The 16,077-nt window shown below is 42.7% G+C and carries 12 protein-coding genes and 1 pseudogene; 6 read left to right on the forward strand and 7 right to left on the reverse strand.

Annotated elements, in window-relative coordinates:
* Nucleotides 1-54: 54 nt before the first annotated feature.
* Nucleotides 55-1,389 carry a glycerol-3-phosphate transporter gene (glpT, locus tag RUW00_RS19525; protein WP_003156725.1) on the reverse strand — a complete coding sequence of 445 codons (1,335 nt, stop codon included), beginning with the start codon at nt 1,387-1,389 and terminating at the stop codon, nt 55-57.
* 334 nt (nt 1,390-1,723) lie between these two features.
* On the opposite strand from glpT, the gene RUW00_RS19530 reads away from it, so the two are divergent.
* Complete coding sequence (locus tag RUW00_RS19530) at nt 1,724-1,966, forward strand: DUF2651 family protein (protein WP_007408994.1); 243 nt, start codon at nt 1,724-1,726, stop codon at nt 1,964-1,966.
* A gap of 55 nt (nt 1,967-2,021) precedes the next feature.
* Here the strand turns inward: RUW00_RS19530 and hpaB are convergent, their stop codons facing one another.
* The 3 genes from hpaB to RUW00_RS19545 form a co-directional block, all read right to left on the reverse strand.
* Nucleotides 2,022-3,467 carry a 4-hydroxyphenylacetate 3-monooxygenase, oxygenase component gene (gene hpaB, locus RUW00_RS19535; protein ID WP_315956742.1) on the reverse strand — a complete coding sequence of 482 codons (1,446 nt, stop codon included), beginning with the start codon at nt 3,465-3,467 and terminating at the stop codon, nt 2,022-2,024.
* Between the two features lie 149 nt (nt 3,468-3,616).
* Nucleotides 3,617-4,504 carry a hypothetical protein gene (locus RUW00_RS19540; protein WP_095273290.1) on the reverse strand — a complete coding sequence of 296 codons (888 nt, stop codon included), beginning with the start codon at nt 4,502-4,504 and terminating at the stop codon, nt 3,617-3,619.
* Between the two features lie 71 nt (nt 4,505-4,575).
* Complete coding sequence (locus RUW00_RS19545; protein ID WP_315956743.1) at nt 4,576-6,783, reverse strand: glycoside hydrolase domain-containing protein; 2,208 nt, start codon at nt 6,781-6,783, stop codon at nt 4,576-4,578.
* A 233-nt stretch (nt 6,784-7,016) separates the two neighbouring features.
* Here RUW00_RS19545 and RUW00_RS19550 point away from each other — a divergent pair, with 233 nt between their 5' ends.
* Nucleotides 7,017-8,075, forward strand: a complete 1,059-nt coding sequence (locus tag RUW00_RS19550) for a DNA sulfur modification protein DndB (protein ID WP_032872692.1) — start codon at nt 7,017-7,019, stop codon at nt 8,073-8,075.
* Between the two features lie 16 nt (nt 8,076-8,091).
* On the forward strand, nt 8,092-9,153 hold the full coding sequence (locus RUW00_RS19555) for a DNA sulfur modification protein DndB (protein WP_255247569.1): 1,062 nt from the start codon (nt 8,092-8,094) through the stop codon (nt 9,151-9,153).
* A 353-nt stretch (nt 9,154-9,506) separates the two neighbouring features.
* Here the strand turns inward: RUW00_RS19555 and RUW00_RS23065 are convergent.
* The 3 genes and pseudogenes from RUW00_RS23065 to RUW00_RS19565 all read right to left on the reverse strand — a co-directional run.
* Nucleotides 9,507-9,750: pseudogene (locus RUW00_RS23065) on the reverse strand (IS3 family transposase); the annotation flags it as partial.
* Nucleotides 9,751-9,837: 87 nt separating this feature from the next.
* The gene (locus tag RUW00_RS19560; RefSeq protein ID WP_095273288.1) at nt 9,838-10,839 is read right to left on the reverse strand and encodes an ADP-ribosylglycohydrolase family protein; all 1,002 of its coding nucleotides are present in this window, start codon (nt 10,837-10,839) and stop codon (nt 9,838-9,840) included.
* A 10-nt stretch (nt 10,840-10,849) separates the two neighbouring features.
* A complete protein-coding gene (locus RUW00_RS19565) occupies nt 10,850-12,841 on the reverse strand; it encodes an ADP-ribosyltransferase (RefSeq protein WP_255247568.1) in 1,992 nt (663 codons plus the stop codon).
* Nucleotides 12,842-13,032: 191 nt separating this feature from the next.
* Between RUW00_RS19565 and RUW00_RS19570 the strand changes: the two genes are divergently transcribed.
* From RUW00_RS19570 to purT, 3 genes are all read left to right on the forward strand, one after another.
* Nucleotides 13,033-13,503 (forward strand): helix-turn-helix transcriptional regulator, encoded by a 471-nt coding sequence (locus tag RUW00_RS19570; RefSeq protein ID WP_003156718.1) that lies wholly within the window; start codon nt 13,033-13,035, stop codon nt 13,501-13,503.
* 71 nt (nt 13,504-13,574) lie between these two features.
* Nucleotides 13,575-14,645 (forward strand): iron-containing alcohol dehydrogenase family protein, encoded by a 1,071-nt coding sequence (locus RUW00_RS19575; protein WP_095273286.1) that lies wholly within the window; start codon nt 13,575-13,577, stop codon nt 14,643-14,645.
* A gap of 81 nt (nt 14,646-14,726) precedes the next feature.
* A complete protein-coding gene (purT, locus tag RUW00_RS19580; RefSeq protein ID WP_003156713.1) occupies nt 14,727-15,881 on the forward strand; it encodes a phosphoribosylglycinamide formyltransferase 2 in 1,155 nt (384 codons plus the stop codon).
* Nucleotides 15,882-16,077: the final 196 nt, after the last annotated feature.

A 16,077-nucleotide genomic window follows, 5' to 3' on the forward strand; every position in this document is an offset into this window, starting at 1 on the left:
GAAAATCGTTGTAAATGCTGTACTGCAAAAATATTAATCTTTTATGTTGTTTTCTTACACATGCTCCGCCCGCTTGCCCGTATTCCACGTCATAGCCAAGAAGACGATGGACAGCACGCATGAGGAGATAAGCATGATAAAGCCGCCGTTCCAGTCAAAGCGGTCTACGACATAACCCATGATGGCGTTGGCGAAAGCAGAGCCTCCGATGTAGCCGAAAAACCCGGTTAAGCCGGCTGCCGTTCCCGCCGCTTTTTTAGGCGCAAGGTCAATGGCCTGAAGCCCGATCAGCATGACAGGTCCATAGATTAAGAAGCCGATGCTGATCAGCGCGATATTATCGATGAGCGGATGACCGGCAGGGTTAAGCCAGTAGACCAATACAGCGATAAATACGCCGGCCATGAACAGTACGCCTGCCGGCGCGCGGCGGCTTTTGAAAAACCGGTCGCTGATCCAGCCGCACAAAATCGTTCCCGGAATTCCCGCATATTCATAAAGGAAATAAGACCATCTGGAGTCTTCAGGAGAGAATCCTTTCGCTTCCGTCAAATAAGTCGGCGCCCAGTCAACGACACCGTACCGTACGAAGTAAACAAAGACATTGGCAAATGCGATATACCACAGAAATTTATTATTCAGCACGTATTTGAAAAGAATTTCTTTGGTCGTCATCTCTTTTTCCTGGTCTTTGAACGCATGTTTCGGATAGTCATTCCGGTATTCTTCAATCGGCGGAAGCCCGCAGGATTGCGGCGTGTCCCGAACGAGAAGAACAATCACAAATGAAATGACGATGGCGATAATCGCCGGAAAGAAAAACACGCTTTTCCAAGTAACAAACATGGCGATGCCGAGAGTCACGAGCGGGGCGAGAATACCTCCGCCTATGTTATGGGCGACATTCCATATCGACATTTTCGTGCCGCGTTCACTGATGGAAAACCAATGAGCCATCGTTCGTCCGCAAGGCGGCCAGCCCATTCCTTGAAACCATCCGTTAATAAACATAAAAATGAACATAATCGTCACGCTTGACGTGACCCATGGCATGGAAACAAATAAAATGTTTACGACACCTGACAAAAACAGACCTGTCGCAAGGAAATACCTCGGGTTGCAGCGGTCAGACACCATCCCCATAATAAATTTACTGAAGCCGTAAGCGATTGATACGGCCGCAAGCACCAAGCCGAGTTCCCCTTTTGAAAACCCTTGTTCCTGAAAATAAGGAATAGCGAAGGCAAAGTTTTTGCGAAGCAAATAATACCCGGCATACCCGATGAAAATCCCCAAAAATACTTGCAGCCTGAGCCGTTTATAGGCCGCATCCGTCTTTGAATCATCCAATCTCTCAATATGCGGAGCCGGCTTAAACAATTGAAACATCATATCCTCCCCTTTGCTGAACGTCTATCATGATGTATGTATGACTCCTTTCCTTGAAAATGACAAAAAGAACCAGAAATCACCCTTGTGAAAGGGCGGGGTTTCCTGGTTCTCCTCATCTCCATCCAAAAATCATTAACTTGTGTATGATAGCGCTTTCTTAAATTATCACAGTCTGACGTGAATGTAAACGCTTTAAGGAAAGTTTTCATTTTTTTGAATAAATAACCGGAGGGAATATCAGCCGGAGCGCGAAAGATTTGAAGTACTCGATTTTGTACTCAGGCATAAGATGTGTTAGGCCGAACTAAGAAAAGCGAAGGGAGTGCATCTGTTGATTGATGAATTGGATTTTGCGTTCGGTGTTCTGCCGCTTTGTATCATCATCTTGTCAGTCGCCGGAACGTATCTGTTTAAAAACGCGTTCATTATGCCGGCTGCCGCTTTAGCCGTTTGCCTTATATGCACATTTACCGTACTGAATTTCTCGTTTATCGGGTGGGCCGTTGTGTATACGCTTGTCTCTTTCGCGTTATCGCATATTACGATGGTGGTGATCAGCCAAAATAAAAAATAGGATCGGCGGCAGCCGATCCAGCTATCAAAAGCAGAGATGCGCTCTCTGCTTTGTTTTATTTATGAATGTGCAGGAATTCCTTGATGACCGCGGTCTGTTCTTCTTTCGGATAGCTTCTGTACAGATGGCTGGTTAAGCGGACGGGGTCACCGAAGAAGTACCGCTCATATTGTGTCTGTCTTGTTCCAAAGGGGCTCATGGTCAAATCCCATGCGAGGCGGAACACTTTTACCCGGTCCTCAGCGTTCAATTCGGCCGCCTGCAAATATTGGTCAAGGTCTCCTCTGATGTCCGATTTGAACGATTTTTCAGTCGGCAAAGTTACCATTCCGCTTGCTCCGATCAGCTGAATGATTTCCGTGAAGCGCGGGTAAATGTCGGGAAAAATCGCGCTGACCACACGAAGCGGAGTGACACTCGGACGCATATAACCCCATTCATCTGTTTCCGCATCATTCTCCGATTTTTCCAAAAGGGCTTTCATCGTTTCCAGACCGGTGATGATTTCAGCCATCTTAGCCTGAATATGCTGATATTCGCCCACATCTATCGCTTCGACAAGCGTTTGGGCGAGACCCAGGAGAAACTCCGTCTTTACAATTTGTCTCGTGATAACTTGATGAAATGCGAAGGCGTTAAAAGAACTTTTCATATTAAAATCAAAAGCCGCCTCGTAATTATTATAAAAAAATACGCGTTCCCAAGGGACCAAAACGTGATCAAATACAACGATAGAATCCATTTCTTCATATCTTGAGCTGAGCGGATAATCAAACGCTGATTTTCCGAGTACGAAAGATTCCCTGCAGATGAATTTTACTCCCTTTGTATTGGAAGGGATTGAAAAAGCGAACGCTTCATCCGATTCAAAATACATTTTAGGCAGAGAAACCACGAGCACTTCATCCGTCAGGCCGCCTTGTGTGGCTAAAATCCGGGCGCCGTGTATGATGAGGCCTTTTTCATTTTTATCGACGACTTTTGCCGAGATAGGTGTCGGCGATACGTTTACACCCATTTGTGAACGATTCACCTGAGGGGTGATAAACGTGTGCGTAAAAGAAAGATCCTGTGCAGCAGCGCGTTCGTACAGCGCTTGAACATGTTCCGGAAAACAATGATCGCGGTCTTTCAAAAGCGCGGCGGAGGAGGCGAAGCTCATCAGCACGGTATTCATATAATCCGGGCTTCGTCCCATCATTCCGTGCGTGTGTCTGGCCCAATGTTCGAACATGTTTCTTCTTCTTTTTACGTCTTCTTTCGTTTTCGGCTGCAGGTATGAAAGCCCGGCCCGTTCTTTTTTACCGGGAAGACTGTAAGTCATTTGATCTTTCATGTCCGGTTTCGTTTGCAAATCATAAAGAGAGCGCTTCGTTTCCAGAAGGCCCTTAAATGCGGGATGTTCAGAAATCTGTCCCTCGATCTTTTCACCATCGAGCCAAATCTCATTTCCAAGCTGATTTAATCGGTCAATGAACATTTTGCCATTAATGATACCCATCATGTCGCCCTTCTTTCTTTGCAGATCCACTACCTCATTATATTGAAAACGAAATTGGGTGTTCCGGTTATTTCCAAAGAGGAAGAGCCTTTTTTGATAAGGGGGGTGAAAGGATTGCATAATAAAAAACCCCTTAAGCAGAGGGGTTTTTAACTGATCATGTCTTTGTATCGTTGTTCGAGGACAAAGTCTATCATTCCGGTGATACGGGTGTTTTCAGCGTTCTTTGTAAAGTGAGGAATGGAGTGCAAAGGCCCTTTTTGGTACAGTTTCAGCAGTTTTATTAGATATATTAAGCCCCTGGCGAATAAAAAAAGCAGGAGATACGGAAGTAGGCGGGGAACATGAACATAGCTGACTTGACCTGAGAAAAGTGCAGTCAGAAACATAGCAATAACGCTTCCGATAAAAATCCATTTCATAAAATCAAATAATGAGGAGTCAGGTTTGGAAAACTGATTTTTCAGCTTGAATAACTTCTCAGTATCTTGTTCTTCAAGACATTTCATCAGTTCTTCATCATTTTTACAAGAGCTAATCTGCTTCATGCTTTCTTCGAGTGTATCATCACTTTGTTTACCGCCCGCTAAAGAAGCCAGTGTACGATATTTCTTTTCCAGATTTGTATTTATCATATTTATAACCCGGAAGGAGTAAGTGTTTCTTCTTAAGCGGCTGTCAGGTAACCGGTCTTTCTTTTCGCGCGAAAAAAACATATAAAACGCGACAATACATCCGATTGTAAACAGTGAAAACACTGCCGGCAACAGATCAGATAAAATGGGAATAGGTATGAGTGTTTTGACTTGAATAAACAAGAATGAAGTGAAGATCAACGCTATCACTATACAGCAAAAAGCAATCTTCATGAGCATTTGAAAAGGAAGAGCCGGAGCAGAGTAATAGTACTTTAAAAGACTGAGCGTATGTACATCCTGTTCAGCTAAAAAGTCCATCATTTCTTGTTCATTCTTACATTTTAACAATCTTTGTGCGGTTTGCTTTGCTGTGTTAAATGCAGATTGATTTTCATTCAATGAGTGAAACCTCCAAAAAAATAATAGGAATAAAACTGCATGAATGAGACATTCATGCAGTTTTTCTTTGATTAGTAGAGATCAGTCATATAAGCGTAAAGAGCTAACAAAAATACGGCAAATTCAGTTACCGTTTCTACAGTTTTATTCCCAGTCGGTTTTTCAACTGTAAGGATTTTAGAGGTAAAATAGAAAGCAGACAGGCCTGCAACAATAACGAGGCCTGAAGGGAGAAGATCCCAGTCCTTCGCTAATTCACTTTCTGCAGCTGAAACCGGTACACCTTTATACGTTTTAATTCTAAACGTAAACATGGTCGTAAGTCCAGTTGTGGACCCATCGGCAACTGGAATGTCAGGTGTATAGATTTTAATTGAAACATCTAATGATTGAGCAGATGGGGTCACTGCCATTTCCAGATAACCGTTTCTTACAGATAGGCTCAGATTGTCTAATAAATTTTGATAAGAACGGATGTCTGAAGCCGTAAGTATTGTTTGTGTATCTCCCAGTAAACCAGTAACATAAGCGCCGGGCTTTCCATTCGTTATTGTCATTGTATTAGCAGACCCCTCACTTGGGATCGTATACAGAATTGAAGTAGACAATAAGATATCTAAAGTTGGAGAGGCTAAAATGGTTTCGGTTGTATCGAATTCGAACATCATATTGGCAAGACCGGATGCATTCTCTAAATCTGGAATTGTTGACAGGATATTGGTTAATGTGTTTAATCTTGCATCATACACAGGATCAGAAGGCGGATGGACGCTGCTTGCACCCGAGTCTTTTCCGGAGTATCCGTCTTTGTCAATGGCGACTTTTCCCGCTCCGCTTCCGATCGTTCCTTCATAAAATTGATCAAAAGCCCAGTTTTTCGGCATCGGGTATCCGAGGTTTTCGCTGAATCCGGTCGACATGTTAGCCGTAAAGCTATATTTGGTCAGACCTGCTTCTGACGTCCGGATACAAATGTTTCTCGGTCCGTATACCCCGATTTCATATTTCGGCGCAGTTGAGAACGCCTGCATTTTCATAAAAGCTGACTTGATTTCTTGAAAGTAAGGGATGATTTTATCTGTGACTTCATAATCATACGCATCGAAATCGACGGCAAAGTAAATGGTCGTTCCTGACGGGAAGCCTAATCTTCGGGCGGCTGATGCAGCGCTGTACGCATCTCTCGTTCCTTGGTCTTTTACAAAATAAGAAGATTCATAGCCGCCGTCCTGATAAATCGGAAATACGCTTAAGCCGGCATTGAAAATCGTGGAAAGTTCTTTTGACGTTAACGCTTTCGATGTCAGTCCGCTGCTTGTCCGCACATTCCCGGTCAGATATCTTCCCACGATCTTATAGCCATTCTCACGCAAAGTTTTAGCCGTATCTGCCGTCAAAATGGCAGCGGTGTCACAAGCTGAAGCAGCACGGGTTGTGTCGCCTGAGCTTGATAATAAAGCTTTAATCGTCGGCATGTCCGCATAACCAGTCTGCGGCAGGCACATAAACTTTTGGAAAGCTTTCACTGCCGAGACAACTCCGACGCCGTATTTTCCGTCGAATTCACCGGGATCAAACGCTTCCCCATTACAGTAAAGCGCGTATTGAACAATCAAAACAAAGCCTGTCCGTGAATCGCCGGGAGTCAAGGTAGGACATAAGCTGGTCGTTCCGTTTCCGAAAAATCCATTGGCGACGCTTGTGCTCATGCCTTCTTCTTTTTGCAGAGCATAAATGAGAGCCTTGTTTGTACCGCGGGCATATAAGCCGTCACAAGGCATCAAGCCGATGTAGTCATTGTAATCCCGGTTCAGGTTCTGCTGGATTTGGCGGATTCTTTTGTCGCCTCCCTCTACTAACCGAAAAGCGCTCATATCCAGCAAGGCTTTCATAATGAGTGCCGTGACGATGCCGTCTTGCTTAGTGAGCCCGGCCGCTTTTTGAAACTCTTTTACAGCGCTTTCGGTATTTTCATAGAAAACGCCTGAAAATCCGCCGGGGTTAAAACCTTTACACCACAGCGCCCCTTGCAGAATGTAATTCATGTTTGTCGGCTTAGAATCGGGAGCTTGCTTTTTCAACGGTTTAAACAATCTTTGTGTCGTCGGTCCGAAGTTATCGGCAGGTTCTGAAATACCAAGTTCAATTTGAAGCGCCCGTGTCAGACCGTAAATGGTATCCCAGCCCGTTTTTCCGTTTTCCGGCACCTTGTTGTATCCGTGTCTGCCTTTGTACGTTTCATTCAGCCATTGTTGTGTTTCCAGGACCATTTCGTCCATTGCAATCCCTCCATTGCGTGTAGTGTGCGTTCATTCATAGGTGGCAAACGTATGACGAGAAAAAGTGATTGTAAAGGTATAAAGATGAGTAATTTATATAGGAATAGGAAGGTTATCAGGTATATAGGGTAATTAAAGTAAAAAACATATAAATATCCCTTTATTTATCTGAATGTTTAATCTATAATAAATTTAAACACATAGATAACATTGAAATACAAAGGAGTGACGGCATGAGTCTAAGAATATTGGTTGAACCTGAAAGTAACTTTATAACAATGTTTGGATTAAAAGGAAAGCAATTTGGTTACGATGTGATTTCATGTCAATGTACAGTTGATTACATACTTAAATTTTTGGATGTAGATAAAAGTGTTCAAAGAGAAATAGCAGAAAAACAGGTTTCTAATATAAGTAAATATATACAATACGGAATGGAGGGCAATGATATCTATTTTCCTCCACTGATTTTTTCTGCGAGAGGTAAAGGGAAGTTTGAACATGATAAAAGCCAGTTTCATTTACATAATGGTGAGAAAATGGTGATACTGGATGGTCAGCACAGAATTGAAGCGTTCAAAACGTTGAAAAAGAGGATAGAAGTTAATGGTGCTGATCCAAAAAAGCTTGAGTATATAAACGAATTCCCATTAACAATTCAGATTTATTCAGACTTAAATAAAAAACAAGAAAGGCAACTGTTTACTGATGTTAATACTAAATCTTCGAAAGTAAGTAACACCTTGTTAATAATGTATAAAGATAATGATTTAAATGGAAAAATTGTTAAAGAAATAATCAATGATCATCCATCTATTTCTCCTGATAAATTTGAAATACGTGCTCAAAGAACAACTACTAAACTTATGACCGCATCTACTCTATACAATATTGGTTTAGCTTTAAATGACGGTACCCTACAAGTGAAAAATAATACCTCAAAGATAAATAAAGAAAACTTTCCTGAATATAAAAAAAGGTTAGAGGACTTCTTAACGCTTTTGCTTAAGTATGCACCCTCACAGGCTTTAGATAGAGACAAATATTTCATCTTGAATCCTTATGTGCTACAGGGTATTGCAAGATGTATATACTCCCTGAGAGAAAACAATAATGACTTTAATATGGAAACTTTCTTTTTAAGTATTTTTTCAAATGTTGACTGGACACATAAAAATAAAGAACTCAAACAATTAGGAATCCCTTTTAATCCAAAAACAAATAAATACAGATTCACGGTTGGAACAAGAACAGCAATTCGAATTACCAATATGTTGCTACAAAAAGTGTAGGGAGAAAGGGGCTTTGATGGTGTTCGAAAAAAGGTTAAAAGGTCTTATTAATTTAATAAATGGAAAAAATAAAGGCATTATGACTACCCAGCTATCAGTTAGAGATTTGTTGGACATTTACGAGATTGATAATAGAGTCAATAGAGACATTAATTATTCTCGACTAAGCTCACTTGCCAAATATATTGATTCGTATGACTCTGGTATTGGAATATTTTTGCCTTCTTTTGTCCTGGTTTTTAAAGGAGACCCTATTAATTTTTATGATAGAAGCACTAAAGAATTAGTATTGCCAGAAGGTTTTAAGTTAAGAGTCATTGATGGACAACATAGAATAAAAGGAATGGAATATCTTTTAAAAACTATAGTTGATACTGAAAGGAAAGAACAAGTATTAAACAGTATAGTTAGTGCTCAGATCTACTTTGGTTTATCTGATAAAGATCAAAAGAATGTTTTTGTAGACATAAATTCAAACGCAAAAAGAGTTTCTATGTCATTAATCTCGAAATATGATACAAGAGAGGTTATGAGAGTACTTATTAGAGACATATATCAAATTAACAAATCCCTACAAGTTGCTGGTGTAGAATTCGAAAAAAGTAGAATAGTGAGACCAGGGAGTAAGTTATTTAGCACGAGTGCACGTTTGAATACTTTTCTGACTTTACTTTTATTTGGTAAGGCTAAGTTGAGTAAAACAAACGAGCAGATCTTAAAAGATAATTATGATGATGTATTAAGCTTCTTAAATAAATTTTTCGATGTTTTTTTTGAGATATTACCTGATCAGTTAGGAGATGTAACTAAATATACATTGGGACATGAAGCTTTGCAAAATGCAATAGCGCTATATTTACATGAATTAATTATGATTGAATCAATAAACGTTATAGGGTGGAAGGATTGTTGGGAACAGGAAGTTGAAAAATTGGGGGAATTTGATTGGACCATAAAAAATACTCATTTTACGGAATTCATGATTGACAGCAGATCTGGAAATAAAAAAGGGTTTAAGACTTTTATTGATAGGCAATATGATGGTATATTAGAAATTCTAAAAACACAACTAGACTAATTTAATTGTAAGATATACAAGTTTTTTTACACTTTAATATGCTGAAATTAATAAGAAGCCATACTTTATTTTAATAACCTTTTACATTTTTGTTTTGCATATATGGTTTCAATTAGTTCGGGTTGTTAATGTCCTGTAATTTTCTTTCTATCAATATCATCACAACGGGATAATGTAGAGTATTCCTTAAGTTGTTGCTGTTACAGTCTCATGCAAGCATGAAAGCATAGAGCCCGGGTGAAGAATAAAAAACAGATCGTCAATAGGAGACTGATCCCTGTTTTTTTGACGGGGATCAAAATGCTTTTAAGCAGCCAGCTGTCGGTATGTGACCGGCAGCTAGTTGTTTAGTTTAGATAAAGATTTTCTGTCTGTAGTTTCTCTGATTCGGAGGAATACGCTGGACCTTTTTTGTAAGTGTATTGCTTTCGAAACAGGCTGTGTGAATCTGTGTGTATCCCAGCTTTATTATTTGACCCATGTTGAACCTGCTTATCAATACTCAATTCTGCATAATCTTTTTCATAAGCCCGCCCTTAGTCTCATCTCGTCAGCCTTCTGTTTGACTTCAACGCCATAGAAAAAATAGCTCCACATTTTATTGATCCGTTTTCAAATTTGAAAGTGTTTTTGTTTGTCTCATAGTAGGGGGCAGTTTCACCACGATCTGTTTATTGCTTAAATCTATTGAGCCGCTCTCTTATAACAATATTGAAAAAATCTTTCACATAGGTCTAAAATATCTTGTTTTCTTGTCAGTGTATTAATCCACTCTTCTGGAATACTATTGATCTCATAGCACATGCCGGCTAACGTACCTGTAAGAAAAGCGATAGTATCTGTATCTCCTCCCAGGTTAACTGCTTCTAAGACAGCATCCCTATAGTTTGTATGTTTAAAGAAACACCACAATGCAGCCTCAAGAGAATGCACAACATAGCCGTCAGAGATAATATCTTCTTTTTTCGCATCTAAAATAGATTGATCAAACACGCGTCTGTAATGTACCAATTCATCTCTATATTTTATATCCTTGGATAGTTCTGACCTGCAGGTTTCTGTTGCTCGTTCAAAAGCCCGAGCTGGAGTATTATTATTAAATAAATGGATGAGAAATTGTATATAAACAATACAGGCTAGTGTAGATCTTGGATGCGCATGTGTTAATTCCGCCCACCGTTCAATTTCCCTTTTTCTTGTCGTGAAGTCTTTTTCATTGCATAAGATAAAAACTAAAGGAGAAATGCGCATTAACGCGCCGTTGCCGTTATCAAACTCAGTGATTCCGCCGCATTGACGAACGTTTTTCTCTTTTAAAAAGCGCTCAATGGCTTCATCAGTTGTTCGACCGATATCAAACATATGGCCGTGCGGTGTCCAATAACCATCTTCCCGGTATGAGGTGAATTTTTCCATCAATTCAATTTCGCCATTTTCCTCAATTAAATTTTCTATCAAGCATAATGTCAATGATGAATCATCTGACCACGTCCCCGGGGGCTGATTGTAAGTACCGTATCCGGTCATGCCGTTTACTTCTAAATTCCTGTCCTTGAATTCCACGGGTACACCCAGTGCATCCCCGACAATACCTCCCAATATCGTTGGGAAAAGTTTCTCTTTTATAGATAAGCCTAGGTAAATACGGTCATCGTCGTTCCATCTGTCTTTCATTTTTCTTCTCATTGGTTTGCACCTACTTTTTAATTAAATCTAATACTAAATGTATTTTTTCATCTGCATCGAGTTTAGCATCTCTAATAATCATCTCATGTCCGGAGTTTAAAAGAATCTCTGCCTCTTCTGGAAAGTGGCTTACTTTCGCAATATAGGCTCCGTTAGTTCCTTTAGGAACATTGATGGAATAGGAAACTTTCTTATAATCAAAAGCTGATTCCTTAAGGAGGGCAGTGCTCGTGAAAGCATCGTCTTTTATTCTCTGCCCAACTAAATTATTTATGAGCCCTTCTGTCAGCACTTCGTCTCTAGGCAGGATCTTTCTTAAAGCAATTAAGTCTGTACCGCGATAAACAACAATGTCTTCGGGGATTTTTGCCTTTTCCAGCGCACTATGAATATCAGTAATTTTTGTAGGATTAATTCCATTTAATGAGCTATTAACGCCGCGCAAATACGCATTGATATCTTCATAATAGTCTCCGGTATAATCAATTAGAGCTTGTTTTTCTTCCGCAGTAAGAGAATTTATCCATTTGTCATAATGTTTTTCTCCCCAAATATGTGCCTGTTCTAGATTATCTATTTTTCGAGGACTTGTTTCACTTATATCCAGATCCCTTTTGTCCCTGAAGGACCCGTTAAAATTTAATAAGGTCTCCTGCTTCACATCAATTGCTTTCCCCGCCGGAGAAGGTGATTCTCCAATTCCGGCAAGCGCAGGCTTCCAGGGTTGAGAAATCGAGCTTTTTCCTTTTGTGTAAATTCCAGCTGCTACTTTTTTCTGATCCGCAATAAAGGTCTTCGCTTCCTTCGTCACAAATCTCCCGGCCCTTGTCACTCCGGTGACTTCTCCGGCGCCTTTTGCTCCTAAGAGGGAGACAGCAGCGTAAGCGATATAGTGGGTGCGGCTGTAGGTGTCACCGTGAATGATGTTTTCATTCCATGAAGTTTTGAAGGATTGAACCATATAATCGAATGTTTCCGGTGCATTGTAAATGGCGCCGATGAGTTCTTGTCCGGCTTTGGCCTGTTCTATTGTTCCTGCGTGTCCTTGTGCTCTTTGCAGCCAGATTGCGAAATCGTAAGCGCCAATGACGGTGTCTTTTCCTGCATCCCATATCCCAAGCGTAATGCCTTTTGCCCCGTCGACGAGCATTTGTCCGGCTTGGCGCATGGCTTTTAGCTGGACGAGGCTTGAGTAATATTGTAATTGTTCGGCGCTCATGTTGTCAGCCCCGAGTTTTTCTGCAATGTTTATATATTCATCCGGGTCAGAAATGCGGTCCAGTTTTTTCTGTAAAAAGGCGGTTTCTTCCTGCTGTTTCATTTTGATGTATTGATGGGCTTGTTTTTGCATGCTGTCTTTTCTTTTATATACGTCAGTATCGTGAAATGCTTTGGCGTTAAAAGATTGCGGACCGCCTGCTTTACTTGTTAAGTTGGCCAGCGTCCGGAAGAAGGCTTCAACTTCGTGTTCAAGCGCTTCAGATTGAGCGTACTCGTGTACCAGTTTTGCGTCGAGTTTATGTAAGTGTTCTGCTGTTTGCCGTTTTTTGTGATCGGAGGCATCAAGTTTGCCGGTAACCGAAGATTTGTCAAACGGTGATAAGGACAAAATGTCGTCAATTGATCCTAAAATTCGGCTGATCTCATCATGCTGGCCATCAATGATATGGTAAGCTCTTTGCCCGGCATGCTTAAGCTCACTATCAAGAAACGATTCTTCCAGCAAGTCATGCCGGCCGAAGCCCGCCTGTTCTATTTCTCTTGGGATGCTTTTGAAAAAAGTAATTTTCATGTCGCAGAGATCAAGCCAAAGCTCTGCTCCGGCGGCCTGTTCAGAATAGAAGGCTTTAATGGCGTCCGCGCCTTTTCCTGACATGGCGTCCGTATTTGCAATGCCGTGAAACTGCTGTTTTAAAGCAATCATGTCATCTTTCGTTTTTTGATAAGCTTTCAGACGGCTGTTTGCTGATTGAATGAGAGTATTGGTTTCGAGTAATTTCATATACAGTGTCCTTTCGCCTGATTTTCTCCGACCGTATTTTACCATGAAAATGCCAATTTCTGTTCGTAAATTGAGAAAAAGGGGAAAAGGGTACTTTTTTACCGATTCTTTTGATTCGTTTGAAAATGTTCTGATATAAAAAAGGCGTGCCGCGGTGTAAAATGGCTATATTGATAAATATGGAGGTTGAGATGGATCAAGATTATATGACTGAGCTTGTCTCAGTCCAGCTGAAGAAAATCCGGTCGGAGAGAGGCTACACACAGGAGAAAATGGCGGATGTGATCGGCCTTTCTAAAAAGTCGCTGGTGCAGATTGAGAAAGGGCGGGCGCTTGCGGAATGGCCGCACGTTGTGGCGGTTTGCGCGCTTTTCAGATCAAGTGAAACACTGCAATCCGTATTAGGAGATGATCCGCTGGAGGTCATTGAAACGGTTGCTCACCGCACAATTGACAGGCCGAAGGGGAAGACGATGGGCGGCAAGGTGTGGTGGAAAGCCATCGAGAAAAAAGGCGAGTTCCGCTTGCAGCAGCATTTGATTTCCCACCATTACCGCATCCTTGATTCCTATGATGATCTGTGGTTCAGCAGTTTTGAAAAGGCAGAGGCTTTGGAACGGCTTGATGAGCTGTTTTTGGAGGCGGAAGAAGCGAAGCGCTGAGCACCTCCGGTTGATGTATTTTCTGACAAGTGGGAAAATATATATAAATTCCAGCCAAAGGAGAGATTCGAATGAAGCCTGAAGATATCGTCCGAAGCGGCCCGAATCAGTACATATGCAAGGAAGGAATCGCAAAAGAGCTTCCGGGGCTGCTGGAGACATTCAGAAAACCCGTTATTGTGACCGGAATCAAATCCTATCAGGCGTTCTCCGATTACAGCGGCGGTTCTTCCTGGGATGTGATTCAGCATAAAGGATACTGTTCACCTGAGGCGGTGCGTAAGGTCTGTGAGCAGGCGGAAGACGCGGATGTGATCATCGGTATCGGAGGCGGCACGATTTTGGATTTGGCAAAAGCGGCGGCAGACCGGCTTGATATAGAGGCTGTGATGGTTCCTTCCATTGCGGGGACGTGTGCGGCAAGTACGCCGTTGAGTGTCATATATGATGAGAGCGGCAATTTTATCAGAGTGGATTATCATAAGCGTTCAAGCTATTTGACGCTTGTTGATCCGCTGTTTTTGCTTTCCTCTCCCATTGAATATATGAAAAGCGGGATCGGTGATACGCTGGCGAAATGGTATGAGGCTGAGGCGGTCATCAGAAATACGGAGGAGGCGGCGCCGCTGATGGCGCAGGCGGGGCTGAGACAGGCGGAATATATCCGTAATCTGTTATTGCGTTACAGTGAAACGGCCGTCGGAAGCATGGAGAAAGGCGAGCTGTCCGTGCCGTTCATCCATACGGCGGAAACGATCATTATGCTTGCGGGAACGGTCGGCGGGTATGGCGGCCGTTTGTGCAGGATGGCAGGGGCGCATGCGGTCCACAACGGACTCAGTTTTCTTCAAGAGACACATCAGGTGCTGCATGGCCAGAAGGTTGCTTACGGCATATTGGTGCAGCTCGCGCTTGAGAATCGGAGACCTGAGATTGAAGAGCTGCTTCCGTTTTACCGCCGGCTCGGTTTCCCCGTCAGCCTCTGTGATCTCGGCATCCTTGACAACCATGAGGAAGCCAAGCGCCGCATCGCTTCTCACGCCTGCCGGGCGGAAGAATCGTTATGCTTAATGGGGCAATATCGCGAGAAGGACGTGTCAACGGCGATTGAATCGCTCGAATCAGAACAAAAGACAGGATAGAGTTTGTTATCTATCTTGTCTTTATTTTTTGAATATTTCCGTTATAATGAGTGGGGTATAGAAAGGGAGGGGCCAAAGGACATGTATCAGGCGAAGAAGATGTTGTTATTAGGATCAGGCGAGCTGGGGAAAGAAGTCGTCATTGAAGCGCAGCGGCTCGGGGTTGTCACTGTAGCCGTTGACAGCTATGAGCATGCTCCCGCCATGCAGGCCGCGCACAAAAGCTATGTGATTGATATGCTTGATAAAGCGCAGGTCAGAGAAGTCATTGAGAAAGAAAAACCGGACTTGATCGTGCCGGAAGTGGAAGCCATTGCGACGGATGAGCTGCTGAAGCTTGAGGAAGAAGGTTTTCACGTCATTCCGAATGCGCGTGCGGCAAAGCTGACGATGGACCGTGAAGGCATCAGACGGCTTGCGGCAGAGACGCTTCATCTTCCGACTGCCGGCTATGAATTCGCGAATACATATGAAGAATTTAAAGAAGCGGCGGAAACAATCGGCTTTCCGTGCGTGGTAAAACCGCTGATGAGCTCTTCCGGAAAAGGGCAAAGCGTGTGCCGCTCGGCTTCCGGGCTGAAAAGCTGCTGGGACATGGCGATGGAAGGCGGCCGGGTGAAAAACGGCCGGGTCATCGTTGAGGAATTCATTCCGTTTGAATCAGAAATCACTCTTCTGACAGTGCGCGCGGCGAACGGTACGTCCTTTTGCGCGCCGATCGGACATGAACAAAAAGACGGTGACTATATTGAATCATGGCAGCCTCATCATATGACGGAACAGCAGATTGAAGAGGCGAAACACATTGCGAAAAGCATTACGGACGAGCTCGGCGGATACGGTTTGTTCGGGGTGGAGCTTTTCCTTACTGAAGATAAAGTATATTTCAGCGAGGTGTCTCCCCGTCCGCACGATACGGGACTCGTTACGCTTGTAACGCAAAATTTGTCGGAGTTTGCGCTGCATGTCCGCGCGGTATTGGGATTCCCGATTCCGGAAATCACTCAGCTGTCGCCGGGGGCAAGCCGTCCGCTGAAGGCGCCAAAAGAGCTTGCTGATTATGCGGTTGAAGGTTTGGAGAAGGCTTTGGCGGTAAAAAGCACTCAGGTCCGCGTATTCGGTAAACCCGTCACGAAAGTTGGACGCCGTATGGCGGTTGCGCTTTCTGCAGCTGAGACCGTTGAAGAGGCCAGAGAAAGAGCGGCCGAAGCACTCAGTCATTTATCAATTACATAAAATGATCTTAAAAGGCGTTTTTACCGTAATGGTAAGGCGCCTTTTTTGTTTGGACAGACTATATACTGGAAAACGGGGTTGTGAGATAATGTATGGGCCGCTTTGTATCAGTCAGACTTTTCAACTCTTGAAACTTTTTATGTCCGCAATCGTTATATGTAATGTTCTCATTTCACTGAGAAGGAAATAACAATAC

The organism is Bacillus sp. IS1 (genome assembly GCF_032461585.1).
Classification (GTDB): domain Bacteria; phylum Bacillota; class Bacilli; order Bacillales; family Bacillaceae; genus Bacillus; species Bacillus velezensis.